Source organism: Janibacter sp. A1S7 (assembly GCF_037198315.1).
Taxonomy (GTDB): domain Bacteria; phylum Actinomycetota; class Actinomycetes; order Actinomycetales; family Dermatophilaceae; genus Janibacter; species Janibacter alittae.
The window spans coordinates 3,022,994-3,048,722 of record NZ_CP144913.1; the positions used below are offsets into that span (position 1 = coordinate 3,022,994).

22 protein-coding genes and 1 riboswitch are annotated in these 25,729 nt (G+C 72.8%); of the genes, 8 read left to right on the top strand and 14 right to left on the bottom strand.

The annotated features are described in order from the left end of the window. The first annotated feature begins 23 nt into the window (after window positions 1-23). Together V1351_RS14600 and hrpB are read left to right on the top strand one after the other, a co-directional pair. Entirely contained in the window at window positions 24-1,337 is a 1,314-nt protein-coding gene (locus V1351_RS14600) for a threonine/serine ThrE exporter family protein (protein ID WP_338748921.1), read from the top strand. Between the two features lie 114 nt (window positions 1,338-1,451). Continuing rightward, window positions 1,452-3,962: an ATP-dependent helicase HrpB gene (gene hrpB / locus V1351_RS14605; protein ID WP_338748922.1), complete on the top strand. Its 2,511-nt coding sequence runs from the start codon at window positions 1,452-1,454 to the stop codon at window positions 3,960-3,962. 39 nt (window positions 3,963-4,001) lie between these two features. Here the strand turns inward: hrpB and V1351_RS14610 are convergent, their stop codons facing one another. The 6 genes from V1351_RS14610 to V1351_RS14635 all read right to left on the bottom strand — a co-directional run bounded on the left by V1351_RS14610 (window position 4,002) and on the right by V1351_RS14635 (window position 8,436). Further along, window positions 4,002-4,475, bottom strand: a complete 474-nt coding sequence (locus tag V1351_RS14610) for a hypothetical protein (protein ID WP_338748923.1) — start codon at window positions 4,473-4,475, stop codon at window positions 4,002-4,004. Then, window positions 4,472-4,981: a mycothiol transferase gene (locus tag V1351_RS14615; RefSeq protein ID WP_338748924.1), complete on the bottom strand. Its 510-nt coding sequence runs from the start codon at window positions 4,979-4,981 to the stop codon at window positions 4,472-4,474. The genes V1351_RS14610 and V1351_RS14615 overlap by 4 nt, the downstream gene beginning before the upstream one ends. Window positions 4,982-5,111: 130 nt before the next feature. Next, window positions 5,112-5,840 carry a DsbA family oxidoreductase gene (locus tag V1351_RS14620; protein WP_338748925.1) on the bottom strand — a complete coding sequence of 243 codons (729 nt, stop codon included), beginning with the start codon at window positions 5,838-5,840 and terminating at the stop codon, window positions 5,112-5,114. An 8-nt stretch (window positions 5,841-5,848) separates the two neighbouring features. Continuing rightward, window positions 5,849-7,054 (bottom strand): MFS transporter, encoded by a 1,206-nt coding sequence (locus V1351_RS14625; protein WP_338748926.1) that lies wholly within the window; start codon window positions 7,052-7,054, stop codon window positions 5,849-5,851. Between the two features lie 90 nt (window positions 7,055-7,144). Continuing rightward, complete coding sequence (locus V1351_RS14630; RefSeq protein ID WP_338748927.1) at window positions 7,145-7,573, bottom strand: universal stress protein; 429 nt, start codon at window positions 7,571-7,573, stop codon at window positions 7,145-7,147. 158 nt (window positions 7,574-7,731) lie between these two features. Beyond that, window positions 7,732-8,436: a DUF1361 domain-containing protein gene (locus V1351_RS14635; protein WP_338748928.1), complete on the bottom strand. Its 705-nt coding sequence runs from the start codon at window positions 8,434-8,436 to the stop codon at window positions 7,732-7,734. Window positions 8,437-8,565: 129 nt separating this feature from the next. On the opposite strand from V1351_RS14635, the gene V1351_RS14640 reads away from it, so the two are divergent. Genes V1351_RS14640 through V1351_RS14650 form a run of 3 tightly spaced genes read left to right on the top strand, consistent with a single transcriptional unit; the run spans window position 8,566 to window position 10,576 of the window. Then, on the top strand, window positions 8,566-9,150 hold the full coding sequence (locus V1351_RS14640; RefSeq protein ID WP_338748929.1) for a DinB family protein: 585 nt from the start codon (window positions 8,566-8,568) through the stop codon (window positions 9,148-9,150). A 14-nt stretch (window positions 9,151-9,164) separates the two neighbouring features. Then, entirely contained in the window at window positions 9,165-9,959 is a 795-nt protein-coding gene (locus V1351_RS14645) for a hypothetical protein (RefSeq protein WP_338748930.1), read from the top strand. A 41-nt stretch (window positions 9,960-10,000) separates the two neighbouring features. Beyond that, entirely contained in the window at window positions 10,001-10,576 is a 576-nt protein-coding gene (locus V1351_RS14650; RefSeq protein ID WP_338748931.1) for a hypothetical protein, read from the top strand. Between the two features lie 183 nt (window positions 10,577-10,759). Here V1351_RS14650 and V1351_RS14655 read toward each other — a convergent pair whose 3' ends face one another. The 3 genes from V1351_RS14655 to V1351_RS14665 form a co-directional block, all read right to left on the bottom strand. After that, window positions 10,760-11,254: a flavodoxin family protein gene (locus V1351_RS14655; RefSeq protein WP_338748932.1), complete on the bottom strand. Its 495-nt coding sequence runs from the start codon at window positions 11,252-11,254 to the stop codon at window positions 10,760-10,762. A 91-nt stretch (window positions 11,255-11,345) separates the two neighbouring features. Then, on the bottom strand, window positions 11,346-13,658 hold the full coding sequence (locus V1351_RS14660) for an ATP-binding cassette domain-containing protein (RefSeq protein WP_338748933.1): 2,313 nt from the start codon (window positions 13,656-13,658) through the stop codon (window positions 11,346-11,348). A gap of 5 nt (window positions 13,659-13,663) precedes the next feature. Further along, window positions 13,664-14,308 (bottom strand): ECF transporter S component, encoded by a 645-nt coding sequence (locus tag V1351_RS14665; protein WP_338748934.1) that lies wholly within the window; start codon window positions 14,306-14,308, stop codon window positions 13,664-13,666. Window positions 14,309-14,394: 86 nt separating this feature from the next. Then, window positions 14,395-14,496, bottom strand: a riboswitch (TPP riboswitch). A 130-nt stretch (window positions 14,497-14,626) separates the two neighbouring features. On the opposite strand from V1351_RS14665, the gene V1351_RS14670 reads away from it, so the two are divergent. Continuing rightward, entirely contained in the window at window positions 14,627-14,959 is a 333-nt protein-coding gene (locus tag V1351_RS14670; RefSeq protein WP_338752563.1) for a DUF4235 domain-containing protein, read from the top strand. A 1-nt stretch (window position 14,960) separates the two neighbouring features. Continuing rightward, window positions 14,961-15,938 (top strand): NAD(P)H-quinone oxidoreductase, encoded by a 978-nt coding sequence (locus V1351_RS14675; protein WP_338748935.1) that lies wholly within the window; start codon window positions 14,961-14,963, stop codon window positions 15,936-15,938. A 63-nt stretch (window positions 15,939-16,001) separates the two neighbouring features. Here the strand turns inward: V1351_RS14675 and V1351_RS14680 are convergent, their stop codons facing one another. The 4 genes from V1351_RS14680 to V1351_RS14695 all read right to left on the bottom strand — a co-directional run bounded on the left by V1351_RS14680 (window position 16,002) and on the right by V1351_RS14695 (window position 22,373). Beyond that, the gene (locus V1351_RS14680) at window positions 16,002-16,721 is read right to left on the bottom strand and encodes an ABC transporter ATP-binding protein (protein WP_338748936.1); all 720 of its coding nucleotides are present in this window, start codon (window positions 16,719-16,721) and stop codon (window positions 16,002-16,004) included. Further along, window positions 16,718-17,554 (bottom strand): ABC transporter ATP-binding protein, encoded by an 837-nt coding sequence (locus tag V1351_RS14685; protein ID WP_338748937.1) that lies wholly within the window; start codon window positions 17,552-17,554, stop codon window positions 16,718-16,720. The genes V1351_RS14680 and V1351_RS14685 overlap by 4 nt, the downstream gene beginning before the upstream one ends. Next, window positions 17,551-20,577, bottom strand: a complete 3,027-nt coding sequence (locus V1351_RS14690) for an FtsX-like permease family protein (RefSeq protein ID WP_338748938.1) — start codon at window positions 20,575-20,577, stop codon at window positions 17,551-17,553. Before V1351_RS14690 ends, V1351_RS14685 begins: the two co-directional genes overlap by 4 nt. A gap of 131 nt (window positions 20,578-20,708) precedes the next feature. Beyond that, complete coding sequence (locus V1351_RS14695) at window positions 20,709-22,373, bottom strand: FAD-binding dehydrogenase (RefSeq protein ID WP_338748939.1); 1,665 nt, start codon at window positions 22,371-22,373, stop codon at window positions 20,709-20,711. Window positions 22,374-22,441: 68 nt separating this feature from the next. On the opposite strand from V1351_RS14695, the gene V1351_RS14700 reads away from it, so the two are divergent. Beyond that, window positions 22,442-23,968 (top strand): metallophosphoesterase family protein, encoded by a 1,527-nt coding sequence (locus V1351_RS14700; RefSeq protein ID WP_338748940.1) that lies wholly within the window; start codon window positions 22,442-22,444, stop codon window positions 23,966-23,968. Window positions 23,969-24,242: 274 nt separating this feature from the next. On the opposite strand, the gene V1351_RS14705 is transcribed toward V1351_RS14700, so the two are convergent. Beyond that, entirely contained in the window at window positions 24,243-25,703 is a 1,461-nt protein-coding gene (locus tag V1351_RS14705) for a glyceraldehyde-3-phosphate dehydrogenase (RefSeq protein ID WP_338748941.1), read from the bottom strand. Window positions 25,704-25,729 lie beyond the last annotated feature (26 nt).

Genomic DNA, 25,729 nt, shown 5'->3' on the forward strand with positions numbered 1-25,729 from the left:
CCCCAATCCCCCACAATGGCGCGGTGACCACGACCGCCGCCCAGGACACCCGCCGACTGCTCGCCTGGCTCGGCGCCGGGCTGCTCGCCGGCGGCATGCCGGTCCACGAGGTCGAGGAGGACGTGCGGGAGGCTGCGCAGACCCTCGGCCACGTCGGCATCGAGGTCGCTGCCTCGCCCACCGGGCTCTGGGTGTCGCTGACCAGTGGCGACGCGGCCACCTTCGAGGGTGTCGACGGCGGGGTCCGGCTCGATCAGCTCGCCGAGGTGACGGCCGTGCACGCGGCCCTCACCGCCGGCACCCTCCCACCGGCCGATGCCCTGGCCAGGCTGGCGGTCCTGCGTCAGCATCCGCACCGCTATCCCGCCTACGGTCTGCCGCTGGGCATCTTCCTCATCGGCACCGGGGTCGCCCTCGTCCTGGCGCCGGCATGGACGTCGGTGCTCTTCGCCGCCGTGCTCAGCCAGGTCATCGCCGGACTGATGATGCTCAGTGGTCGCACCCTCCTCGTCAGCACCCTGATGCCCTTCCTGGCGGCCTTCGCGTCGGCCATGGCCGCCTTCGGCGCGGCCGAGATCGGACTCGTCGACGCACCGCTGTGGACGCTCGTCCCCCCGATCGCCGTGCTGCTGCCGGGGGCCCTCATCGTCACCGGCCTCACCGAGCTGTCCGCGGGCGCGATGGTGGCCGGCACGTCCCGGCTGGCCTACGGCGCGACCCAGCTGCTGCTGGCCACCCTCGGAGTCGGGGCGGCCGTCGCCGTGCTGGGCGTCCCGCTCTCGCGGATCAACGGTGAGCGCCCGGACCAGTTGGGCCTGTGGGCGCCCCTCCTCGGCCTGCTGCTCGTCGCCGTGGGCATCTCCCTGCTCGAGTCCGTGCCCCCGTCCCTCGTCCCGGCGCTGCTCCTGACGATCGGCGCGACCGTCATCGCGCAGGAGCTCGGCCGCGCGACGGACCAGGGTCCGTGGCTCGGCGCCTTCCTCGGCGCCTCCGCCGCGAGCCTCGTCGCGACGTTGGTGGAGTTCGTCAGGCCGCAGGTGCCCCGCGTCGTCGCCTTCCTGCCGAGCTTCTGGCTGCTCGTGCCCGGGTCGCTGGGGCTCGTCTCCGTGGCCCAGATCGAGTCCTCCCCTGCCGCCGGTGTCGTCGCCGCGGCCGAGGTCCTCGTCATCGTGGCAGCCATCGCCCTCGGGGTCCTCGTCGGCGCCGCGCTCGCCCACCCGCTGCGCGACATCGCCCGCAGGCTCAGTCCTGCGCGTCGGCGGTTCGTTCGGCAGCTGGCCGTGCGGTCTGCACGCCGCCCCCGCAGGTCCGGCGGCCCGCAGGGGCCCACTCCCTGAGCGGCAGCCCGACACGACGCGCAGGCCACGCCCCGTGCCCACGCGCACGACGATCGCACCCGGACACCACAGCCATGCGGCTCGTCGACCCCCGCGGTCGGGGAGACTGGGCGGGTGCCCTCCTTCGACCTCGCCGCCATCGGTCAGGCACTCCCCTTCGCCGAGGCCCTCGACGACCTGGGGATCGCCGTCACGGGTCGGGGCGTCGCGGTGGTGCAGGCGCCGCCCGGCAGCGGCAAGACGACCCTCGCCCCGCCCCTCGTCGCGGACCGTGTCCCCGGTCGGGTCGTGGTCACCGGTCCCCGGCGCGTGGCCGTACGCGCTGCTGCACACCGTCTCGCCCACCTGACGGGTACGGCGGTCGGCGAGCTCGTCGGCTACACGGTGCGCGGCGACCGGCGGCTGCGGGCGGGCGCGCGGATCGAGTTCTTCACCCCCGGCGTCCTCGTGCGTCGGCTGCTCTCCGATCCGGAGCTGTCCGGGACCGCTGCCGTCGTCCTCGACGAGATCCACGAGCGCGCCCTCGACACCGACCTGCTGCTGGGGATGCTCGCCGAGGTCCGCCAGTTGCGTGACCTGCCACTGGTGGCGATGTCCGCGACGCTTGATGCGCCGACCGTCGCGGATGCCCTGGCCGACGGGGCCGGACCTGCGCCGCTCGTCGACAGCCCCGGTGCGCTGCACCCTCTCGAGGTCCGGTGGGCGCCCTCCCCCACGCCGCGCACCGACGCCCGCGGTGTGACACGCGACTTCCTCCACCACGTGGCGACGACGACCGCGCACCACCACGGCGAAGGGGGCGACACCCTCGTCTTCGTTCCCGGCGCCCGGGAGGTCGAGCGGGTCATCGAGGGGCTGAACCGGCTCGTGCCCGGCGCGGAGGTGCTGCCGCTGCACGGACGTCTCGGTCCGCGGGAGCAGGACCGGGCGACCGGCGTGCGACGCGGCGACTCGTCACGGATCATCGTCTCCACCGACCTCGCGGAGTCCTCGCTCACGGTCCCCGGGGTGCGACTGGTCGTCGACGCGGGCCTCTCCCGCGAACCACGCCGCGATGCGGCCCGGGACATGTCCGGCCTTGTGACGGTCCAGGCCTCCCGGGCCTCGATGATCCAGCGGGCCGGCCGGGCCGCCCGCCTCGGTCCCGGCACCGCGGTCCGCCTCATCGAGGAGTCCGCGTGGGTCCGCGCGCCGGAGCACGTCACCCCGCAGATCACGACCGCGGACCTCACCGAGGCGGCACTGGTGCTCGCCGCCTGGGGCTCGCCTCGGGGTGACGGGATGCCGCTGCTGACCCCGCCCCCTGTCGCCGCCATCACCGCTGCCGAGGAAACCCTCCACGGGCTCGGACTCGTCGACGACGAGGGCCGGATCACCGACCTCGGGCAGGCTGCCGTCCGGGTGCCCGCGGACCCCCGGCTGGCCAGGGCCCTGCTCGCCGGCACGCACCTCGTCGGCACCAGGGCCGCCGCCGAGGTCGTCGCTGCGCTGGCCGATGACCTGCGCAGCGAGGACGGGGACCTCACCCGGCTCCTCGCGGGCCTGCGCGCCGGTCGCGGTCGGGAGGCCCCCCGCTGGCGGCGCGAGGTGGACCGGCTGACCCGACTCGTCCCCGCCGTGGACGGCGAACCACACTCCGGCGCAGCAGGGCTCATCGCCGCCCTGGCCCACCCCAGCCGCATCGCCCGACGCGTCGGTGACGGACCGACCTACCTGCTCGCGTCCGGGACGCGGGCCGCCCTGCCGGCGGGCAACTCCCTTCGCCACCACGAGTGGATCGTCGCCGCGGACGTCGCTCGCGCCGAGGGGCGGGTCGCCGCCGGGACCGGTGCCGTCATCCGGCTGGCCACCGGTCTCACCCGGCAGGAGGCGGAGACCGCCGGAGCGGGACTGCGCGTGCGTCAGGTCCGCGCCGACCTCGGCGACCAGAGGGTGACCGCCCGTGAGGTCGACGCCATCGGGGCCATCGAGCTGAGCTCCACCCCGGTCCGGGTGGACGCCCGGACCGGCGCCGCGGCAGTCGCCCGTGCCCTGACCGGTCGCGGGCTCGACGTGCTGGTCTGGTCACCCGCCGCGGACACACTTCGACGCCGCCTCGCCGCGCTGCACCACCACCTCGGCGACCCGTGGCCGGACGTGTCCGACGAGGCCCTGGGCAGACGGCTGGCCGAGTGGCTGGGCCCCGAGCTGCAGCGGATCGCCATGGGGACACCGGTGGCCACGATCGACCTGACCGACCCCCTTCGCCGGCTGCTGCCGTGGCCCGAGGCGACGCGACTCGACGAGCTGGCGCCGGACCGGCTCGCGGTCCCCAGCGGCTCACGCGTGTCCATCACCTGGCCGGAGCACGACGAGCCCTCTGCCGCACCGGTGGTCGCGGTGAAACTGCAGGAGTGCTTCGGCCTCGCGGAGTCGCCGAGGCTGGTCGACGGTCGGGTGCCCGTACTCTTCCACCTGCTCTCCCCGGCCCGGCGTCCGCTCGCGGTCACCGACGACCTCGCCTCCTTCTGGTCCGGGCCGTACACGCAGGTGCGCGGCGAGATGCGAGGGCGCTACCCGAAGCACCCGTGGCCGCAGGACCCGTGGTCCGCTCCCGCGACGTCCCGGACCAAGCGCCGAATGTAGCTCGCGGGACAGGCAACCCGGCGACGATCGGTGCCGCGCTCACGCCAGGAGGCGGTTGAGGACCATCCGGTAGCCGGGGGCGGCAGCCCGGGCAGCGAGACGCTCCAGCCACGACAGGCGCGACGGGAGCCACGGCAGGTCGACCTGCTGGCGCCAGCTGATCCGCGTCCCGCCCTTGGCGACGGGGACGACGGTGACCTCGATCCGTCCACCGATGACGGAGCCGGTCTTGGTCACGACGGCACGACCCGCGCCCGAGGTGGGTGGCTCCCACACGTCGACCCGCATCGGGTCGTCGAAACCGGCCGGCCCCACGGCCGTCCGACCGCAGAACTCCACCCCGACGGCAAGCGGCGTCGCCGGGCCGACGGTGGTCACGGTCGTCAGGGGGATGACCTCGGTGTGCCGGTCGAAGTCCCACACCCGCTGCCACGCCTGCCCCGGCGTGAGCGGCGTGTCGACCTGGACGACGAAGTCGGCCGGCACCTCTCCGCCGTCGGCCCGTGGCCTCACGCGGACCCGTCGATCAGGCCCCGGAGATAGGCCGCCTGACCGATGTGCTGGGTGTCGTCGTTGACGACACTGACCAGCCGCACCCCGAGGGTGACCGGCGGATCCCATGCGGTGTCGACGACCCGGTCGAGGTCGGCCTCCGTCAACCCGCCGACCCAGGCGAGCGTCTGGGCATGGACCTCCTGCGCGTATCGGGCCAGCAGGTCGGCGGGAGCGCGCACCGTCGCCACCTGGGCGGGCGTGTGCCGGAAGCCGGTGTCGTCCTCGTCGAGGTCGAGATCGAAGTGCTCGATGAACCCCCGCGCAGCCCAGACCTGCTGCAGTCCGGCGGCGTCGGCGACGTGGTCGTCCTGCACGCGGTAGGTGTGCCAGACCAGCCACGCGATCGAGTTGGCGTCCGGGGCGATGCGGTGCGCCAGCTGGTCCTCGGTCAGTCCGTCGACCGCGGCGAGCGCACCCTCGCGCACCCGGTCGAAGGCGTCGATGAGCAACTCTGCAGGTGTCATGACCCGACGCTACGCCGCTCGCCCGCTCATACGAAGTGCTGCTGGCCGCACTTCGTATGGCCAGCCGCAGTACGAGGTGCTGCTGACCATACGAAACCGAGCCTGCAGCAGTTCGTCAGGGACGGGGCGCTCAGATCGCGCAGCCGTCGGGGCCGCACGACTCGGCGTCGGCGGAGCCGCGCTCGACCACCTGGATGGCCGGGGCCTGCTCCGCCCAGGCCTTGTCCAGCACCTCGCGGAAGACCTCCGGCGGCTGCGCACCGGAGACGGCGTACTTCATGTCCACGACGACGAAGGGCACACCGGTGACCCCGATCTGGCGGGCCATGTCGATGTCGGAGGCGACGGCGCCCCGGTAGCGGCCGTCCGCGAGGGCCGAGCGGGCCTCCCCTGCGTCCAGACCGGCGGAGGCGCCGAGGCGCACCAGGGTGTCGACGTCGCCGATGTCCGCCCCCTGCTCGAAGTGAGCGGACAGCAGGACCTCCTTCAACTCGTCGCCGAGGCCGCGGTCCCTGGCCAGGTGCAGCAACTCGTGGGCACGAGCGGAGTTGGCGACGACGAGCGAGTCGAAGTCGTAGGCCAGCCCCTCACCCGCAGCCTGCGCGGCCACGTGCGCGAACATCTGCTGCACCTGCTCGGCGGGCATGCCCTTGCGGGAGGCCAGGTACTCGACCTCGGTGCCGTCGTAGTGCTCCGGCAGGGTCGGGTCGAGCTGGTAGCTGTGCCAGGTGACGCCCACCTCCGCCCGGTGCGGGAAGTCAGCCAGGGCCGTCTCGAGACGCCGCTTGCCGATGTAGCACCACGGGCAGGCGATGTCGGACCAGATGTCGATCTGCATGTCCGGGGCAACAGCGCCCATCGGCCGAATCATCCCCGGTGGATGATCAGGGTCTCCTGCGCCCGCAGCCACGGGATGATCGCGAGCGCCGAGATGACCCCGCTCAGCGCGAACGCCCAGTGCCATCCGGCGTGGTCCGCGACGAGGCCCACGATGATCGGGCCGCCGATCCCACCCGCGTCCTGGCACATCTGGAAGCCGGCGAGGACCTTGCCGCCGGAGCGGTCGTTGCCCACGACGTCGGCGACGCTCGCCTGCTGCGCCGGGTTGAGCAGGCCCGCGCCGGCGCCGACGACCACAGAGAGGACGAGGATCAGGACGAGCCCACCGGACAGTCCCATCACGCCCATCCCGGCGCCGCTCAGACCCAGGCCTGCCATCACCGGCAGACGCCGCCCCACACTGTCGGCGAGCCGACCGGAGACCTGCAGGGTCAGCGCGGTGGCACCCGCACCGACGGCGAGTGCGACACCGGCCGCCCAGGTCTCCCCGACGACCGCGACGGCGAAGAGCGGGAGGACGGCGACACGGACGCCGAAGTTCGTCCACCCGTTGGCGAAGGCGGAGACCATTGCTGCGCGGTAGGCGCTGTTGTGCCGCGCCTCGCGCACGGACATCGGCGGCAGCTCGGCCTTCGTGGGGTCGGGCCGCATGTGCGCACCCCGCAGCATCACGCCGACGAAGACCGCCGCGATGAGCAGGGCGATCCCGTAGACGACGAAGGGCACCCGCATCCCGAACTCGCCGAGCAGGCCACCGATGACGGGACCGATGACGCCACCGATGAGGAAGGCGCTGCCGTACAGTGACGAGACCTTCCCACGGATCACCGGCGGGGCCATCCGCACGAGCAGGGCCATCGCCGAGACGGTGAACATCGTCGACCCGATGCCGCCGAGGGAGCGGAAGATCAGCAGCTGCCAGTACGTCTGCGCGAAGGCGGAGGCACCGGTGGACAGCGCGACGATGACCAACCCGGTGAGGTAGACGGGCCGCTCGCCGAGTCGGGTGACGAGCACGCCTCCGGCGGGGGCGAAGACCAGCCGGAAGAAGGCGAACGCCGAGACGATCACCGTCGCGGCTGCGACGGTGACGTCGAAGCTCTTGGCGAACTGCGGCAGGACCGGTGAGATCAGGCCGAAGCCGACGGCGATGACGAACGCCGCGGCCACCAGGACGAGGATCTCCCGCGGGATGGGGGGCCGCTCCTGCACTGTCGCGGCCCGGGTAGTCACCCTGCGTACTCTGCCATCCGGCGAAGGGGGTGGCGAACCACCACCGGCCCGGCCCCCGGGGTCGAAGGTCGGGTCGGTTGACGTGGTCGGCTACCCCTTCTCGTGCTGCATGACGGTGACCGGGCACCGGGCGTGGGTGACGAGGTGATGGCTGACCGAGCCCAGCAGCATGCCCCGGAACCCGCCGAAACCACGGCTACCCACGACGATCAGCTGCGCATCCTTCGACTCGCGCACGAGCACCTCCGAGGCGTTGCCCTTCTCGACGCGCACATCGACCTGCGCACCCCCACCGAGGGTGTCGGACACCAGCTTCTCGGCCACCTCGCGGTGCTTCTGCTCGACGGCGGTGCTGTCCCACTCGCCGGAGAAGGTGTCGCCGTAGAGCGTCGACACCTCCCAGGTGATCAGCGCTTGGAGCGGCGCCCCGGCCTGTTGGGCGTAGTCGGCGGCCCACTTCAGGGCTCGTCCGGAGTCCTTGGACCCGTCGACTCCGGCGATGACTGGTTTGACGTCCATGTGTTCACTCCCGTAGGGCTTGCCGACTTCGCGACAGAATCTGCGTCGGTCGCTGCATCGTCAGCCTAGAGCCGGAGGATGCGCCAACGGGGCGATACGCCGCGACGGATCCACGACTCGGCGGTGTCGATCCTGCCCGGACCGCGCGAGGGGACAGCTCACGCGCCGGGGTGAGCCACCCGGCCGATCGGTCGCCGGACGACCAGCCGGCCGACACCCCACGTCAGGAGGTAGGACAGGACCAGCCCGCCGGTCATCGCAGCGGCGAAGCTGAGCAGGAAGGGGTTTCCGAGCGGGTCGCCGAGTCGGTAGAGCACGACCCCGACGAGCCCCTCCGGGTTGGTCAGCACGTCCCAGGAGTTGAACCGGGGGAAGCGGCCCAGGTAGATCCCGAGCGAGGACAGCGCCAGGGAGCCGAAGACCAGCACCCAGCCGGCGACGGATCCCAGTCGTGACCCCACCACGTCGTGGACCAGCAGCAGCGAGGCCATCCCGAGCAGCAACCCGGTACCGGCGAAGGCGCCGATGAGCAGCACGTCGAACCACAGTGGCGCCCCCGGGATCGCCCCCAGGTGGATGAAGTCGGTGAGGAGGTACGGCGCGTTGGGCAGGAAGAGCAGCCACACCACACCGGGGACCGCCAGCAGCCATCCCGGCGCCCGCACCCGGTTCAGGCCGACGAGGACGAGCGCGACCACGTACGGCACCCACGCGAGGAAGAGGTTCCAGTGGAGGAAGGCGAAGGCGGGCGCGCCCGTCATGTCGGCACGCACGTCCTGCAGGGCCCAGGCCAGCAGGGAGCCGACGCCGAGCAGCACCGTCAGCCCGACGAGCCACGTGACGGTGCGCGGGGTGGAGGCCATCCACGGAATCTAGACGATCCGGCTGGGAGAGCGGAAGGTGGTGGCTGGACGATCGCTGGACGATCCGGCGATCGCTGGTGCGCACGGCACGGCGGTGGGAGGCTGGATCACCGACTGCAAGGAGCCGCGATGACCGACGAGTCGAAGACCACCCTGCACACGGTCCTGCGCAGCCAGCGGGACGCCCTTCGCCTCAAGCTCGAGGACCTGTCCGAGCGCGATGCCCGCCTGCCGCGTACCGCGACCGGCACCAACCTGCTCGGCCTGTACAAGCACGCCGGGGCCTGCGAGCTCGGCTACTTCGGGGAGACCTTCGGCCGCCCGAGCGACCTTCCGCTGCCGTGGGACGCGCCGGGGGTGTCGGTCGAGGACGACACCGACCTCTTCGCGACCGAGGACGAGTCGATGTCCGGGGTGATCGAGTGGGTCGGGGCGTGCTTCGCCCACGCCGACGCGACGATCGAGGCACTACCGCTCGATGCACGCGGATCGGTGCCGTGGTGGCGACCGGGGAACTCGGTGACGCTCGAGCGGATCCTGGTGCACATGATCGAGGAGGAGGCCCGCCACGCCGGGCAGGCCGACATCCTGCGCGAGATGGTCGACGGGGCGGTCGGCTGGCACGGCGCCGACGACAACGTGCCGGATCGAGGCGTGGGGGGCTGGGCCTCCCGCCACGAGCGCCTCACCCGCATCGCCGATGCCCGCGCCTGACAGGATCGTCCGTCATGGACCTGGCCGAGGCGGTGGACGAGCTCTACGGAGCGTCACTGGCGGACTTCGTCGCCGTGCGCGCCCGCCTCGTGGCGCGAGCGAAGGATGAGGCCCCCGATCTCGTCGACGAGCTGAAGACCCTGCGCAAGCCGACCGTCCCCGCGTGGCTGCTCAACCGGGTCGCCCGCTGCGAGCCGGCCGTGGTCGGCGCCCTCCTCGACCTCGGTGAGCGCATGCGCACCGCCCAGGCGAAGGGGGACGGCGCCGCCCTGTCCGCGGCGAGACCAGAGCGCCACGAGGCGATCGAGGCGCTCGTCGGGGCAGCGCGCAGGTCCGCGGAGGCGACCGGCACGTCCTTCGGCCCGAGTGCAGCCGACGGGGTCTCCTCGACCGCGGTGGCCGCGTTGGCCGACCCGGCGAGCGGGGAGGCCCTCGCGTCCGGTCGGTTGCTGCGGCCGCTGGCATATGCCGGGTTCGGCGAGGTCGAGCTCGACGACGCGGTGGCCGTGCTGCGGCTCGTCCCACCGCTACCCGGGAGCGAGGACGAGAAGCCGGACGGGGCCGGGGGGAGGGTCGCCGACGACGCGCGGGACACCGGCACCGAGGCCGAGCGGGCCCGCGAGCGTGAGCTCGCCGACGCCCGGGACTCGCTGCGGGAGCGCGAGCGGGCACTCGGCGCGGCGCGACTCACCCGCTCCGAGGCGGTCGCGGCACTCGAGGCGGCGTCCGCGGAGGTCGCACGGCTCGAGGAGGAGGTCGCCCGGGCCACGGAGCACGTCGCCGACCTGGAGACACGCCCGCGCGCCTGACATGCACGGAATCGCTCCGGGCGCAAGAGATAGTTGTTCACATGAGCACCACGCGCACCATGCCGCCGTCCTCGGGGCCCACCGCCCTGCCGTCCGTCTCCCGGACGCGCGACATCCCGAGCGGGGACCTGGAGGCGATGCTCGCGACCGACGACGACGTGGTCGACACCGCGCTCATCCCCACTCTCGCCTTCCGTGACGCCGTCGAGGAGGCCGCCACCCCCGGCAAGGCCCCGGTCACGTCCACGACGCAGGCCAGCGCGGTCGCCTCGGCGCAGGACGCCGAGACCACCGTCGTCCCCGCCATCGACACCCCCGCACCGGAGGGCGGGGCCACGCCCGAGAGCGGTCTCGAGCGGGTCGTGCCTCCGGTCGGCCACAGCCTGCGCAGCCGGCACGCGACCCCCGAGTCCCGGGCGGCCGTGCGCCGCAACCTCATCGCGGTCTGCTGCGTCGTCGTCTCCGTGGTGGTCATCGGCATCGCCGTCGGCCTCGTCGGGGGCTGGCTCGCCCTTGCCGCCTATGCACTGCTCGTCGTCGTCGCTGCCTTCGCACTGCGCCGCGCCAATGCGCGGTACGCCCCGCGCCACAGCCGTTACACCGCACGTCACGCCTGAGCCCCGGCAGGGCACGAAGGGGGGTCCCACCAGCTGGTGGGACCCCCCTTCGCCGTGTCCGCGGCGTGTCGCCTCACCCAGCGCGACCCCGGTCGCACCTGCGTGGCTCTTGGAGGGCACCTGTCCGGCTCCCACCACCACAGCGACGCAACCGCTTGGGCTCTTGCGACGTGGGGGCCGTGGTCAGCTGCTGAGCAGGGCGGCGAGGGTGCCGCCGAGCTCGGTGGCGCGGTCGGTGGCGTCCTCGTCCACGTCACCGAGCACCTCGAGGACCTCGGCCGCCTGCTTCCACTCGAGGGCCGAGACGATCGAGTTCACCGCACGGACCGCCCCGGTGACGTCGTAGCGCCCGTGGACCCACAGGCCGAAGGGTCGCTTGGCGGTCGGACCGGTCTGCCCCTCGCCGGCGCCGCCGGAGTCGTCGAGCGCTCCGCCGACCTGGAGGAAGGTCGAGTCGAAGAAGTGCTTGAGCGCCCCGGACATGTAACCGAAGTTCGCCGGTGTGCCGAGCAGGTAGCCGTCAGCGGCGAGGACGTCGTCGGCGGTGGCCTCCAGGGCGGGGACCACCTCCACCTCCACCCCCTCGATGTCGGGGTGCCGCGCGCCCTCGAGCGCCGCGTCGAGCAGCGCCTTGGTCGAGCGGGTCGGGCTGTGGTGGACGACGAGGAGACGTGCCATACCTCCATGGTGCCTGTTCCCCGCACATCAGGTACAGGGGCGCAATCGCCTGGGCAGCTGCGCAGGGAGCCGGGCCACAATGCGCAAGAGACTAGGCAGTTGCGAAGCGCGCGAGCGCGACGATGACGATCGGCACGCACGCCACCAGCACGACGAGTGTGTCCGCGAGCCGCCAGGGAGCGCGAGTCGCCCAGGTCCGGCGACCGGCCGAGGCGAAGCCCCGCGCGTCCATCGCCACCGCCAGGGTCGCTGCGGAGCCGAGCGAGCGCAGCAGCATCCCCAGCGTCGAGGACCACAGGTGCGCGACGACGCTGCGCGGGTGGCGCCAGCTGATGCCTTGACCGCGCAGCCGGCGTGCCCAGCCGACCTCGGTCCACGCCGCCCCGAAGGACTGGAGCCGCTGCAGCGCCGCACCGACGGCGACGACGGGCCTCGACGGCAGCCGGAGGCGTTGGCCCAGGTGGTCGGCGAGGTCGTCCGGGTCGATGAAGGCCAGCGTGATCGCCGACGGTACGACGATGACGAGCATGCGGGTGGCCGCCGAGTACGCCGCCCCGACGTCCTGGCCGCCGAGCAGCCAGGTCGACCAGCCGACTCCGAGGCCGCCGAGCAGCGCGGGCACGAGACGGATCGCCAACCCGCGCCAGCGCCCGGCCACGGTCCAGCCGCGACCGGAACCGGGCAGGTTCGCCAGTCCGACGAGCGCGCCGAGTGCCAGGAAGGCCAGCACGAGGAGCGATGCCGGCCACCCCGGTGAGAGCACCGCGGCGACGATCGGCAGTGCGGCTGCGGCGAAGAGCGACAGGGGCCCGCACGCCGAGAGCACCGCCCGCGCACGTGGCGGCGCCTCTCGCGGTGGCGGGGGGGTGACGGTGTGCACCTCGTCGACGAGCCGGACGAGGTCGCGGTCGTGCGTCGCGGTGACCACGGCCCCGCCCCGCTCGCGGTGCGCGGTGAGCAGACCGGCGACGGCCGCCCAGGTGCCACGGTCCTGCCCGACGGTGGGTTCGTCGGCAAGGACCACTCCGGGACCGTGGGCCAGCGCGGCAGCGACCGCCAACCGGCGCTGCTCCCCCCCGGAGAGCGTCTGCGGGTCGGCCCGCTCGAGGTGGGCCAGGCCGAGCGCCGCCAGGAGGTGACGGGCGCGCCCTTCGTCCTGCGTGCCGAGGCCGCGCCCGGTCAGCATGACCTCGTCGAGGACGGTCCGCGCGAGCAGCGCGCTGGAGCTCCACTGCGGGACCCAGCCGAGTCGGCCGGCGACGTCCTGCGCCGGGACGTCGGCGACCTCCAGTCCGTCGTGGGTCACCACCCGGCCCGACGAAGGGGGCAGCAGCCCGGCCGTCGCCGCCAGCCAGGTGCTCTTGCCGCCCCCGCTGGGCCCGACCAGCGCGGTGGCCCGGCCGGCCGTGACAGTGAGGGTCCGGTCGGTCTCCAGCACGGTCGTGGTCTCGGTGCTGCCGTCCAGGCGGGTGCGGCGTCGCTCGACGTGCAGCGGGTCGGCGGTGACGAGGTGGGTGCCGTGCGGCTGCGGCTGGTGGAGGGGCCCGAGGTCGATCGTCGTCGGCGTCGGCGCGGGAGCGCCGGGGACCCAGATGCCGTCGGCGACGAGTTCGTCGTGGTGCTCGGCGAGCACCTGCTCGGGGGCGCCGTCGTGCCGGATCCGGCCGTCGATGTCCAGCACGACGATCCGGTCGACGAGATCGAGCCAGGGCCCGATGCGGTGCTCGACGAGGACGGTGGTCAGCCCCTCACCGGCGGCGATGACGGCATCACGCACCTCCGCGCCGGTGGCCTCGTCGAGCATGGCGGTGGGCTCGTCGAGCAGGAGCAGGGACGGGCGCAGCGCGAGCGCCCCGGCGAGGGCGAGGCGCTGGGTCTGCCCGCCGGAGAGCGTGTGGGTCGGGGTGTCCAGCGGCAGGTGGCCCAGGCCCACGCTGTCGAGCGCAGCCGTCACACGCGACGGCATCTCTTCGGCGGGCAGGGCGATGTTCTCCAGCCCGAAGGCGACGTCACGACCGACGGTGGCCGAGACGGTGCCGGAGCCGGGCTCCTGCAGGACCAGACCGACGGCTCCGGGGCGCTCCCCCGGCTCGCGGCCGTCGATGTGCACGCTCCCGGCACGGTCGCCGGAGTCGACGGTGAGCAGCAGGCCGGCCAGTGCTCGCAGCAGCGTGGACTTGCCCGAGCCGCTCGGTCCGACGAGCAGGACCCGCTGGCCCGCGGGCACGGTGAGGTCGAGGTCGCGCAGCACCGGCTCCCGACGACCCATCGGTCGCCAGGTCAGGCCCCGGACGGCGACGTCTCCCCCCTTCGTCCCCGCCGCGGGTGGAGACGAGCGCGCGGAGGAATCCTCGGCGCGGCCACCTCCCCCCAGCGGCGTGTGCGAGTGGATCAGCGCAGCCACCGGACTCAGACCGCCCTCTGCTCCAGGACCTCCTGGCCCGGCGGGAAGGGGTTGAGCGCCCCCGCCCGGGCGAGCGCCCGGGTGAGAATCCAGCCGCCGAGGCCGGCGATGACGATGCCGGAGACGACCATGAGCGGCAGGTAGGCCAGCTGCCACGCCCAGGTCCAGTCGGTGAAGTACGTCGTGATCTCGTAGACCCACTCCAGCGGCGCCGACAGCGCTCCGGAGAGCACGGCCACGACGGGGCCGAAGGAGGCGTAGGCGAAGAGCGCGAAGGCCAGCTCGGCGCCGATGCCCTGCGCGAGGCCGGAGACGACCGTCGTCACGCCCCACTGGTTGCCGAAGAGCGCGGAGACGGTCGCGGCGATGAGCTCGCACGCCACGGCTGCCCCCGGACGGCGGATGACCAGCCCCCCGACGACCCCGGCGATGAACCAGAAGCCGACGAAGAGGCCGAAGAGCGGCTGGAAGGCCAGCCCCAACGCGGAGATCGGGCCGTTGTAGATCAGGCCGTAGCCCCAGTAGGCGACCCCGAAGGCGACGCCGAGGAAGGCGAGCGTCAGCAGGTCGACGGTGCGCCAGCCCATGAGCGGGCGGGTGGCGAGGACGGTACCGGTGCGGATCTTGTCCGCCGGCTTGGTGGTGGTCATGTGGGTGCTTCTCCTGTGTCGATGAAACCCACAGGGACGGTCCCCCACCGATGACCGCGGTCCCGGGGACCTCGGTCATCGACGAGGGCCCTTGAGACTCGACTCCCTACGCCGGTGCGAACCGGATCAGGTACGAGGGTCTGCGGTTGCCCGCACTCTCAGCGCTGTGCGCTCCCCTGTCGTGCCCGTCCAGCATACCCATGACCGGGTGCGGTCGGACAGCCCCGGGTCCACGCTGTGGCAGTGTTGGACCTGAACCGGTGGTCGCGGCGCCCTGACCGTGACCATGCGACGACGAAGGGAACCGCTGTGGGAAACATGGTCTGGAAGTTGCTCGGCACGGGATCGGCGATCATCGCCGGCATCGTGGCGAAGAAGGCGATCACGCTGATCTGGGAGAAGTCGGGCCACGACACCTCCATCGACCCGACCAACCCGGACGTCCCCGTCGGGGAGGCCATCGCCTACGCGGCCCTGGCCGGTGTGGCGATGGGCCTGGCCCGCACCTTCACCACCCGCCAGGCCGCGGCGATCTACCAGCGTTCGGCGGGGCACCTGCCCAAGCCCATGCGCGAGGAGATCGAGCAGGAGCTGGCCTCGGGCGGGCGCAACGCCGAGGACATCAGCAAGCACAACCGCGCGACCTCCTGACGTGCGCGGGATCTCGATCACCGAGCCCGGCGAGGCCGACGTGCTGCAGGCCACCGACGTCGGGGCGCCGACCGCGCAGTCGGGCCAGGTCGTCATCGACACCGTCGCGGCCGGCGTCAACCGTGCCGACGTCATGCAGCGCAAGGGTCTCTACCCACCGCCGAAGGGGGCCTCCCCCCTGCCCGGCCTCGAGGTCTCGGGCACGGTCCGCGAGGTCGGCCCGGACGTCGAGGGCTGGTCCGTCGGCGACGAGGTCTGCGCACTCGTCGACGGAGGCGGTTACGCCGAGCAGGTGCTCGCGCCCGCTGCCCAGCTGTTGCCGGTCCCCCGGGGTGTGTCCGTGCGCGATGCCGCCGGGCTGCCCGAGGTCGCCTGCACGGTCTGGTCCAACGTCTTCCTGACCGCCAACCTCCAGCCGGGCGAGGTCTTCCTCGTGCACGGTGGCTCGTCGGGCATCGGCACGATGGCGATCCAGCTGGCCAAGGCCGCCGGCGCCACCGTCGCGGTGACCGCCGGGACCGAGGAGAAGCTCGCCTTCTGCCGCGAGCTCGGCGCGGACATCGCGATCAACTACCGCGAGCAGGACTTCGTGGAGGAGGTCCGCGCGGCCACCGACGGGCACGGCGCGGACGTCATCCTCGACGTCATGGGGGCGAAGTACCTGCCCCGCAACGTCGACCTGCTCGCGACGAACGGCCGGCTGGTCGTCATCGGCCTGATGGGCGGACGCACGGGCGAGCTCGACCTCGGGAAGATGCTCAGCAAGCGGGCCGCGGTCATCGCGACGTCCCTGCGTGCCCGTCCCGCGGACGAGAAGGCCACGATCGTCGCGGCCGTGCGCGAGCACGTGTGGCCGCTCGTCGAGGACGGCGCGGTGCGCCCGATCATCCAGGGCTCCCACCCGCTGGACCGGGCCGCCGACGCCCACCGCGAGCTCGAGGCAAGCGGTCACATCGGCAAGATCCTGCTGACTCCCTGACGCCGAGGACCTTCCGCTGCCTCCGCTGGGTCGAGGTGGTGACGAGCACTCGGGTGCGCGGGATCACCTCGACCCAGCGGTGAGCCGGCCGTCGTCGAGGTGCCAGCACGCGGCGGCGACCGCGGCGACCTCCGGGTCGTGCGTGGCCAGCAGGACGATCCCGCCACGGCGGGCGATGTCCTCCACCAGCGAGACCACCCGCTCGCGGGTGTCGTGGTCGAGCTCGGAGGTGGGCTCGTCCGCGAGCAGCAGCACACCCCCTTCGTCCAGGCGAAGGGAGGCCAGGGCCAGCCCGCGGGCGACGGCCACGCGCTGGCGCTGGCCCCCGGAGAGCTCCTCGGCGAGGTGACCGGCGTGCTCGCCGAGTCCGACGGCGGCCAGCGCCTCGTCGGCACGTCTGGTCGCGTCGGTACCGGCCGTGCCGGCCGCCAGGAGGGGGACGGCCACGTTGTCCCTGGCGGTGAGCACCTCGGCCAGGGCGCTGCCCTGCGGGATGAGGACCGCGCCCGCGGCGCGGGAGGACTCCTCGTCACCGATGGTCTGCCCGTCGAGCAACACGGTGCCCTCGACCTGCTGGTGCCCGAGCAGCCCGCCGACGGCCCACAGCAACGAGGTCTTGCCGGCGCCCGAGTGCCCGGTGACCGCGGTGACCTCGCCGGGCCGGGCGGTCGCGACGACGTCACCGAGCGCGCGCAGGTCGCCGTAGACCACCCCGAGTCCATCGAGCACGAGATCGGCGGACGCCGCTCCCGCGGCGGACTCCGGGCGCGTGGCCTGGCTCATCGCTCCTCCTCGCCGGACATCAGCAGCCACTGACCGTCCTCGTCCTGGTGCACCCGCACGAGGGTTCCGGGCGGGAAGGCCCCCAGTGCCGGTGGCGGCAGCGGCAACGAGCCGTCCGCGGCGACGACGGAGTACTCCTCGCCGCTGCGGCCCTCACCGCCGACGCGACCGTCGCGGATGGTCACGGTGCGTGGGAAGGCCCGCGCCACGTCCGGGTCGTGGGTGACGACGACCACCGTCGTCCCGAGCGTGCGGCCCACCTCCGCCAGCGCGTCGAGGACGACGTCGCGGGACTCGTGGTCGAGCTGGCTCGTCGGCTCGTCACCCAGGAGCAGCCCGGGACCTCCGGCGAGGGCGACGCCGAGCGCGGCCAGCTGGAGCTGGCCGGGGGTGAGCCGCTCGAGCGGCTGGTCGGCGACGTCGCTCAGCCCGAGGAGGGCGAGCAGCTCGTCGATGGCGGGCACGTCCCGGCCGCTGCGGCCTGCCGGCTGCTGGGCGAAGTCGATGTTGCCCCGGACGCTCAGCCACGGCAGGTGGTTGCGTGCGGCTCCCTGCAGGACGATGCCGACGTCGCCGGCGCGGAAGGCGTCGATCTCGCCCTCGGTCATCGCCGACAGCTCGTGCTCCCCGACGTGGATCCGCCCCGCGCTCGGACGCAGCAGCCCACCGAAGAGCGCGAGCAGGGTCGACTTGCCCGCGCCGCTCGGGCCGAGCAGCGCGATCTGCTCCCCCGCCGCGACGGTGAGGTCGACACCGGAGAGGGCCGCGACGTCATGGCCCTCCGCGCGGTAGATGTGCACGAGTCCGTGGGTGCGCACGGTCAGCCCGCTCATGACGACTCACCCCTCACCGCGGCGGGGCGCACCCGGCGCGCCACCGCAGCGGCGATGGCCAGGGCGAGCCCGAGCAGCACGGCGGCGACCACCACGGTCGTGACCAGCACGGTCGGCCAGTGCGGGGACAGGTCCGGCGCGGGGACCGCTGCCGGCGTGGTGAAGAGCGGGATCGACGGCATCGCCAGCCGTGACCCGAGCAGTGAGCAGGCGGCCCCGAGGACGACGCCGACGGCGACCGTCACCAGGTGCTCGGTGCGCAGCGAGCGGGCGATCGCGCGCTGGCCGACCCCGCTGATGCGCAGCGCGGCGAGGTCCCGTGCCGCGGCCCGCCAGCCGGTGACCGCGAGGATGACGAGCACGAGTGCGGCGAGCAGGACGGCGAGTGCGCCGCCGATGACGGCCAGCTGCAGCCCCCACCCGGAGGCGGACTCGTCGAAGACGCGATCGGCGTCCTGCGTCGTCGTCACCGAGCGGATGGGCGCGCCCTCCTCGGCGAGGACGTCACCGGCCCGCTCGATCGCTGCCGGGGAGGCGTCGGCGAGCCAGATCTGCTTGTCGGCACGGGTGGCGATCTCACCGTTGACCCGCGACAGGGCGGGCAGGGAGAGCAGCACACCCCGGTCGGTCACGGCCGGCAGGGCGGCCACGTGCTGGTCGACGACGACGCCCGTCTGGCCGCCGGAGACGTCGATGACCTCGAGCTCGTCCCCCACCTCGACCTCGGGCGAGCTGACGATCGCCGGCACCGGCCGGGGCACGTCGGTGACGTAGGTCGTCACGTCCGCGCCGTCGGCCGCCCCGACGTGGAGGCGCAGCTGGTCCCCCGTCGCGCTCACGTCGACGCCGGTGCCGCTGTCGACGAGGTCGGAGGTCCACGTGCTCCCGTCCGCCACGGGAAGGCGCTCGCCGCCGACGGCGAGGTCGGTGATCGTCACGGTGCCGCGCACCTGTGACCCGGTGTCCCCGGAGACGGCCACGGTCAGGCCGGCGAGACGGCAGTGGTCGGAGCAGTACAGGGAGGTGTCGACCTTCGTCCGGCCCGACCTCGTGGGGCCGAGGGTCGCCAGTGCCGTGGAGCGGTTGCCGCCGTCGGGGGTGGTCATCTCCACGCGCAGCTCAGGGGGCGCGCCGCCGGAGCCCTCGAGGTCCCAGCCGACCGTGGCGGTCGCGTTGCCCGCGGGCAGGATGATCGGCTGCTGCTCCGGGAGGGCGAGCGCCTCGAGGTCGAGGTCCCGCAGGGCCGAGGGGTGGGCGACCTGCCGCAGGCGCTCGGGGTCGACGGCGATGGTCGCCGACGAGGTCTCGTCGTGTGGACGGATCACGGCGACGGGCGCGGCCGTGATGCCCTTGTCCCGCAGGGCCGCTGCCGCATCGAGCAGGCCCGGCGCGGACGATGCGGAGATCGACGCGACGGCGTGGGCGCCGGTCTCCAGCTCCGCCCTCGCCTGACGGTTCTGGTCGGCGACGACGACCGCGTTGGCGCCGAAGACCGCGACCGCCGTGGCGACGGTCGTCACGACGAGCACGCGGCGGGCCGCGGGCCGACGTGCGATGGCGTGGCCGGAGATGGCGGCGGCGACCCGGCCACGACGCACCGCCGCGCTCGCCCGACGCGCGGCCAGGCTCGGGACGACACGCGCGGCGAGGACGCCCACGGCGATGGCCAGCAGGGTCGGGGTGGCCAGCGCGGCAGGGCCGCTCAGGACGCCGGTCGACAGACCGGCGACGCCGAGCAGCGCCAGGACGACGACGACGGCCTCGACGACCATGGACCCATCCGCGGTCGAGGGTCGTACCGAGCGCAGGAGGTCGTTGACGCTCTCGCGCAGGACGGGGCGGGCCGCGAAGTAGACCGCGAGCACCGAGACGAGGAGCGCACCGAGCACCCAGGGCAGGACCGTCAGGGGCACCTCGAAGGGCAGGTCGGGCGGCAGCAGCCAGCGCCGGACCACCACGGCCATCCCGAGGGCCACGAGGAGTCCCAGCGGCAGGCCGAGCAGCACCGGGACACTCAGCTCGGTCAGCAGCAGGCGCCGCGCACCCGTGCGGGAGCGGCCCCGCAGGCGCGAGAGGGCCACGTCGTGCCGACGCTGGTCGACGGCTGACTGGGCGACGAGGAAGAGCACCAGGACCGACAGCAGTGCCAGCTGGACCATGACGAAGGGGATGATCACATCGGTCTGGGCCCGCCCGGTCGAGATCCCGTCGACGAGCGCCTGCGCCGACTCGTCGACCCGCAGCTCGGGGTGCTTCTCGGCGAGGGCCGTCGCCGCGTCGGCGGCCCTCGGCATGGCCTCGAGGGTGGCCCGGTCGGGGTCGAGCGGGAGGATGGCATAGGCGACCGCGTGGGGGAAGGAGTCCGCGAAGGTCGCGTCGACGGTGAGGAAGTCATCCAGCGCCGGCACGTTGTCCATGTCCGGCTGGGGCACGCCGGACTTGCCGTCGGGGCGGTCGCCGAGCCAGTAGCCGGGAGCGTCCCGGGTCACCTGGTAGATGCCGACCACGGTCAGCTCGACCGGTGGTAGGTCCTGCTCGAACCGGGTGTACTTCTGCTGGCCGATCTCGAAGGTCCTCCCGGGCTTCCACCCCCACGCCTTCGCGTCCGCCGAGGAGATGATGATCTCGCCCGCCGACGACGGGCAGGCGCCCTCGATCTCGAGGTGCTCGCACATCCCGGTACGGGACCGGATGACGACCGGCGAGGGCTTCTTGCCCTCCTGCGGGACGACCGTCGTCCCGTGTCGCACGGCCTCGATCGGGTCCTGCGACACGTCGGTGAGGGCATCCGGGAGGATCTCGGTGATCTCCGACGGGAGGACGTCGCGGTCCTCGGAAGAGCGCCCCTGCGAGATGGCGGTGGCCGCGACCACCGGGCCGGCCTCCTCGACGGCGACCCGCATCAGCCCTTGGTCGACGCTGCGCGCGAAGACCGGCGCGAAGACGGCGCAGGTGGCCACGAGGGCCGAGACGAGGGCAAGGGCGATGACCTGTCCCCTGCGGTGACGCAACGCTGCCCACATCCGGTGCGGCTCTCCCTTCGGCCGCAGGCCACGGTAGAGGCCCACACCGTGGGATGGGGGTTTACCGGTGCACCGATGTGGCCGGGTCGCCTCGGGCGGAGGTGAGCACGCCCGACCCGGGGCGAAGGGGGTCAGTCGCCCAGCTCGGTGCCCATCGCTCGACCGGCGGTGCGGCCGGAGAAGATGCATCCGCCGAGGAAGGTCCCCTCGAGCGCCCGGTAGCCGTGCAGGCCACCGCCACCGAAGCCGGAGGCCTCGCCCGCGGCGTACAGCCCACGGATCGGCGCGCCGTCATGGCCGAGGACACGACCGGACAGGTCCGTCTCGAAGCCGCCGAGCGTCTTGCGGGAGAGGATGTGCAGCTTCACGCCGACGAGCGGGCCCTTCCCGGGGTCCTGCAGCTTGTGCGGCGGGTAGGCGCGCTTGGAGATCTTGTCGCCGATGTAGGAGCGGGCCACCCGCATCGCGGCGATCTGGGCGTCCTTCGAGTAGGCGTTGTCGAGCTGGGCGTCACGTTCGTCGAGCTGGCGCTTGACGTGCTCGACGTCGAGGGTCGGCTCGCCCTCCTCGACGAGGCCGTTCATCTTCGCGACGAGTTCCTCGACGGTGTCGGCGAGGACGAAGTCGGCGCCCTTGTCCAGGAAGGCCTGCATCGACGGGGTGACATCGGCCAGCGAGCGCTTGCGCAGCACGCCCCGGACGTCCTTGCCGGTGAGGTCCGCGTTCTGCTCCGAGCCCGAGAGTGCGAACTCCTTGCCGGCGACGGAGCGGTTGGTGACGAACCAGCTGTGGTCGTGCCCGGTGGCGCGCAGGTGGGCGAGCGTGCCGAGGGTGTCGTACCCGGGCAGCAGCGGGGCGGGCAGGCGGTTGCCCTCCGCGTCGAGCCACACCGAGCTGGGTCCGGGCAGGATCCGGATGCCGTGTCGGTCCCAGATGGGCGTGTGGTTGCGGATGCCCTCGACGTAGTGCCACATCCGGTCGCGGTTGATCAGGCGACCGCCGGCCTCCTGCGTGATGGCGATCATCCGGCCGTCGACGTGGGCCGGCACGCCGGTGACCATGTGCGTCGGCGGCTCACCGAGGCGTTGCGGCCAGTTCTCCCGGACGAGGTCGTGGTTGCCACCGATGCCTCCGGAGGCGACGAGGACGACCGGCGCGCGCAGCTCGAAACCGCCGACCGGGTCGCGGTTGGTCGCCACTCCCCGCTCGGCGCCGTCCTCGGCCAGCCGCACCCCACGGACACCGGTGACCACACCCCCTTCGACGATCAGCTCGTCCACACGATGGCGGTGGGCGTAGGTGACCAGTCCCCGATCACGGGCCTCCTCCACGCGGCGGGCGAAGGGGGCGACCACCCCCGGCCCCGTGCCCCAGGTGATGTGGAAGCGGGGCACGGAGTTGCCGTGCCCGTGGGCGGACCCGTCACCGCGCTCGGCCCACCCGACGAGCGGGAACCAGCGCATCCCCTGCTCGTGCAGCCAGGCGCGCTTCTCGCCCGCGGCGAAGTCGAGGTAGGCCTTCGCCCACTCGCGCGGCCAGTGGTCCTCCTCGCGGTCGAAGCCGGCGGTGTTCATCCAGTCGGAGTACGCGAGATCGGATGAGTCCCTGATGCCCAGGCGGCGCTGCTCGGGGCTGTCGACGAAGAACAACCCGCCGAAGGACCAGTGCGCCTGGGCGCCGAGGCTGGCCCGGCTCTCCTGGTCGAGGAGCAGGACCCGGCGCCCCGCGTCGGTCAGCTCTGCGGCGGCGACCAGTCCGGCGAGGCCGTGGCCCACGACAATGGCATCAGCATCCATGAGGTGACCCTAGATCCCCGTACTCGTCAGTAGCAACAGTCCGCAGCCGCACGACCTACAGTGACCCCGTGCGATGGACTGCAGCCCTGCGCCCTGCGGCAGCCGCCCTGCTCGTCGCGGCCGCCACCCTCACCGGCGGACTGACCGTGGCGACGCTGTGGCCGGTGTCGGTGGAGACGACCTACTACGCCGCCGACGTGCGCCTCTCGCCCGTCTGGGAGCAGCGCTCGAGCATCGGCGCGGAGACGGTCGTCGGCGGGATGTCCGCGGAGTTCGATGGCTTCGCGCCCGGGATCCGCGTGGAACCGCGCATCAAGCCAGAGATCACCGACCTCGTGGAGTCGGGCGACCTCGACCTGTCCACGCTCACGGTGGACGGGGACGAGCGCCAACGGCTCATCGGTGAGGCGGGCACGGGCATCGGTCTGCGTTTCCTCGGTGGAGCCGTTCTCGGTCTCGGTCTCGTCGCCCTCGGCACCGGCCTCTACCGGCGTGGCGTCCCCAGCGGCAGAACGGCTCTGGGCGCGGCGCTCGTCGCCGCCGTCACCTGCGCAGGCGCCGGTCTGGCGACCCAACGCACCTATACTCCCGAGCGGCTCGCGGCCCTGCACTCCAGCGGCCTGCTGGAGATGGCCGTGGCCAACCGGGGACTCTTCGGCGACGTGCGGCACCGCACCGACCAGGCCGCCCCGTACCTGCGCAACCTGCTCGCGCTGTCCAACGCGGTGCAGGCCGAGTACGCGCCGGTGGAGATCTCCGACGACAGCGCGCTGAAGGTGCTGCTCGTCTCCGACATCCACTCGGCCAACCAGTACTCCCTGATGCGCATGATCGTGCAGGAGCAGGACATCGACGTCGTCATCGACTCGGGCGACCTGATCAACTTCGGTCACTCGGCCGAGGCGCAGCTGACCAACCTCAACCAGGGCATCGCCTCCCTCGGTGTCCCCTACGTCTTCGTCCGGGGCAACCACGACGCGCTCTCCCCCGACGACACGGCGTTGATCGATCGGCTATCCGAGGTCGACAACGTGTACCTGGTGGAGCCGAAGCCCGGGGACTACCAGCAGGTGAGCATCGGTGGTCTGCGGATCGCCGGGTTCAACGACCCACGCACGTTCGGCCATCCGGCAAGCGAGGAGATGCACCAGAAGGAGCTCGAGGCCCGCGACGCGTGGGTCGAGGCCCTCGGCGACGGACAGGTGCCCGACCTGACCGTCGCACACAACCCACAGTCCCTCGAGGACGCGCCGGGTCGGCTGCGCATCAACGGTCACATGCACATCGCGGACCTCGAGGACAACCGGATCCAGGTCGGCACCTTCACCGGGGCCGGGAACCTGCGCCGCTTCACGTGGAACACCGACGGCGAACGCCTCGGACAGCCGAGCGCCTTCGACGTGCTCACGTTCGACGACGCGTGCCAGGCGAAGCGGCTGACCCGCTACGAGTACCGGTCCGTCATCGAGGGACGACCGACCTACGACTCGGTATCGGTGCTCAACGCCGGGCGCGTGGCCGAGCCGGCCCAGGAGGGACGCACCTGTGGCGGGGACTCGGTCGAGGTGGAGCCGCTGGGCGCCCCGGCGCCCTGAGCCACCCCCTTCGCCCACGGTCGGTAGCGCTCGTCGGGTCGGGTCACCGCACGGTGGCCCGGTCACCCCGATCGAGCTGCGTTGCCTCTCGGTCGGCGGGAGGTATCGCGTCCGGCTCACGCTGTCCCGGGCACGTCGACGGAGACGACCCACGGATGCGGTGGACAGCAGAAACCCCGGGTGCGCCGGAGTATGAAACTCGTGCGAACCCGGGGTTTACCGGGTGACCCGATAATCGTGGGGGTTGGGCGAGCGGGCCGCCCCACCCCTGCACTCAGATGCGCGGGAAGACCGGCGGGTGGACCTTGGCCATCTGCTCGAGGACACGCACGACCTGGCAGGAGTAGCCGAACTCGTTGTCGTACCAGACGTAGAGGATGCAGCGATCGCCCGCGGTGATCGTGGCCCGGCCGTCGACGATGCCCGCGTGGCGGTTGCCGACGAAGTCGGTGGAGACGACCTCGGGGCTGTCGATGAAGTCCAGCTGCTTGTGCATCTCGCCGTAGAGCGAGGTCTGCCGCAGGTAGTCGTTGAGGGCGTCCGCCTCGACCGGCGTCTCCAGCGTGAGGTTGAGGATGGCCATCGAGACGTTGGGGGTGGGCACGCGGATCGCGTTGCCGGTGAGCAGACCCTCGAGCTCCGGGAGGGCCTTGGCGACGGCCTTGGCGGCCCCGGTCTCGGTGAGGACCATGTTCAGGGCGGCGGAGCGACCGCGCCGCTCGCCCTTGTGGAAGTTGTCGGTGAGGTTCTGGTCGTTGGTGAAGGCGTGCACCGTCTCGATGTGCCCGCCGACGATCCCGTACTCGTCGTTGACGGCCTTCAGGGCCGGGACGATCGCGTTGGTCGTGCACGAGGCGGCGGAGACCACGCGGTCGTCGTCGCCGATCATCGCGTCGTTGATGCCGGTGACGATGTTGGGCACCGAGCCCTTGCCCGGGGCGGTGAGCAGCACGCGCGAGACGCCGGGGCACTGCAGGTGCTGGGACAGGCCCTCCTCGTCGCGCCACCGGCCGGTGTTGTCGACGACGATCGCGTCGTCGATGCCGTACCGCGTGTAGTCGACGGTGGTCGGGTCGTTGGAGTAGATCACCTGGATCAGGGTCCCGTTGGCCAGGATCGTGCTGTTCTCCTCGTCGACGGTGATCGTGCCGTCGAAGGACCCGTGCACCGAGTCGCGGCGCAGCAGGCTGGCGCGCTTGACCAGGTCGTTCTCGGCGCCCTTGCGCACGACGACCGCGCGCAGGCGCAGACCGTGCCCGGCGCCGGCGTGCTCGATGAGGATGCGGGCCAGGAGCCGGCCGATCCGGCCGAAGCCGTAGAGGACGACGTCGGTCGTGCCCTGACCGTCCCCGTCGCCCCCGTTGATGACGTCCGCGAGCTCGCTGCGCAGGAAGTCCTCGAGGGGGACGTCGCTGCCGGCCTCGAGGCGGCGGTTGTGCAGGCGGGCGATGTCGACCGACGCGGGGCCCAGGTCGAGGGTCGACAGGACCTCCAGCACCGGAAGGGTGTCGCTCACGGTCAGCTCGACGTCCACCCGACGGGTGAAGCGGTGGGCCTTGAGGATGTCCGTCGGCGACTGGCCGAGCAGCGTGCGGCCGTGGATCGAGGTGACCACGCCGTTCTCCCGGTAGAGGCGCCCCACGAGGGGGATCATGGCCTCGGCCTTGGCCTGTCGGTCTGCCCAGTCGGCGAGGTGGTCGTCCGCTGCGGCGCTCGTCTGCTGCGTCGTCGTCATGGCACCACACAGTAGTCGCGGACGGC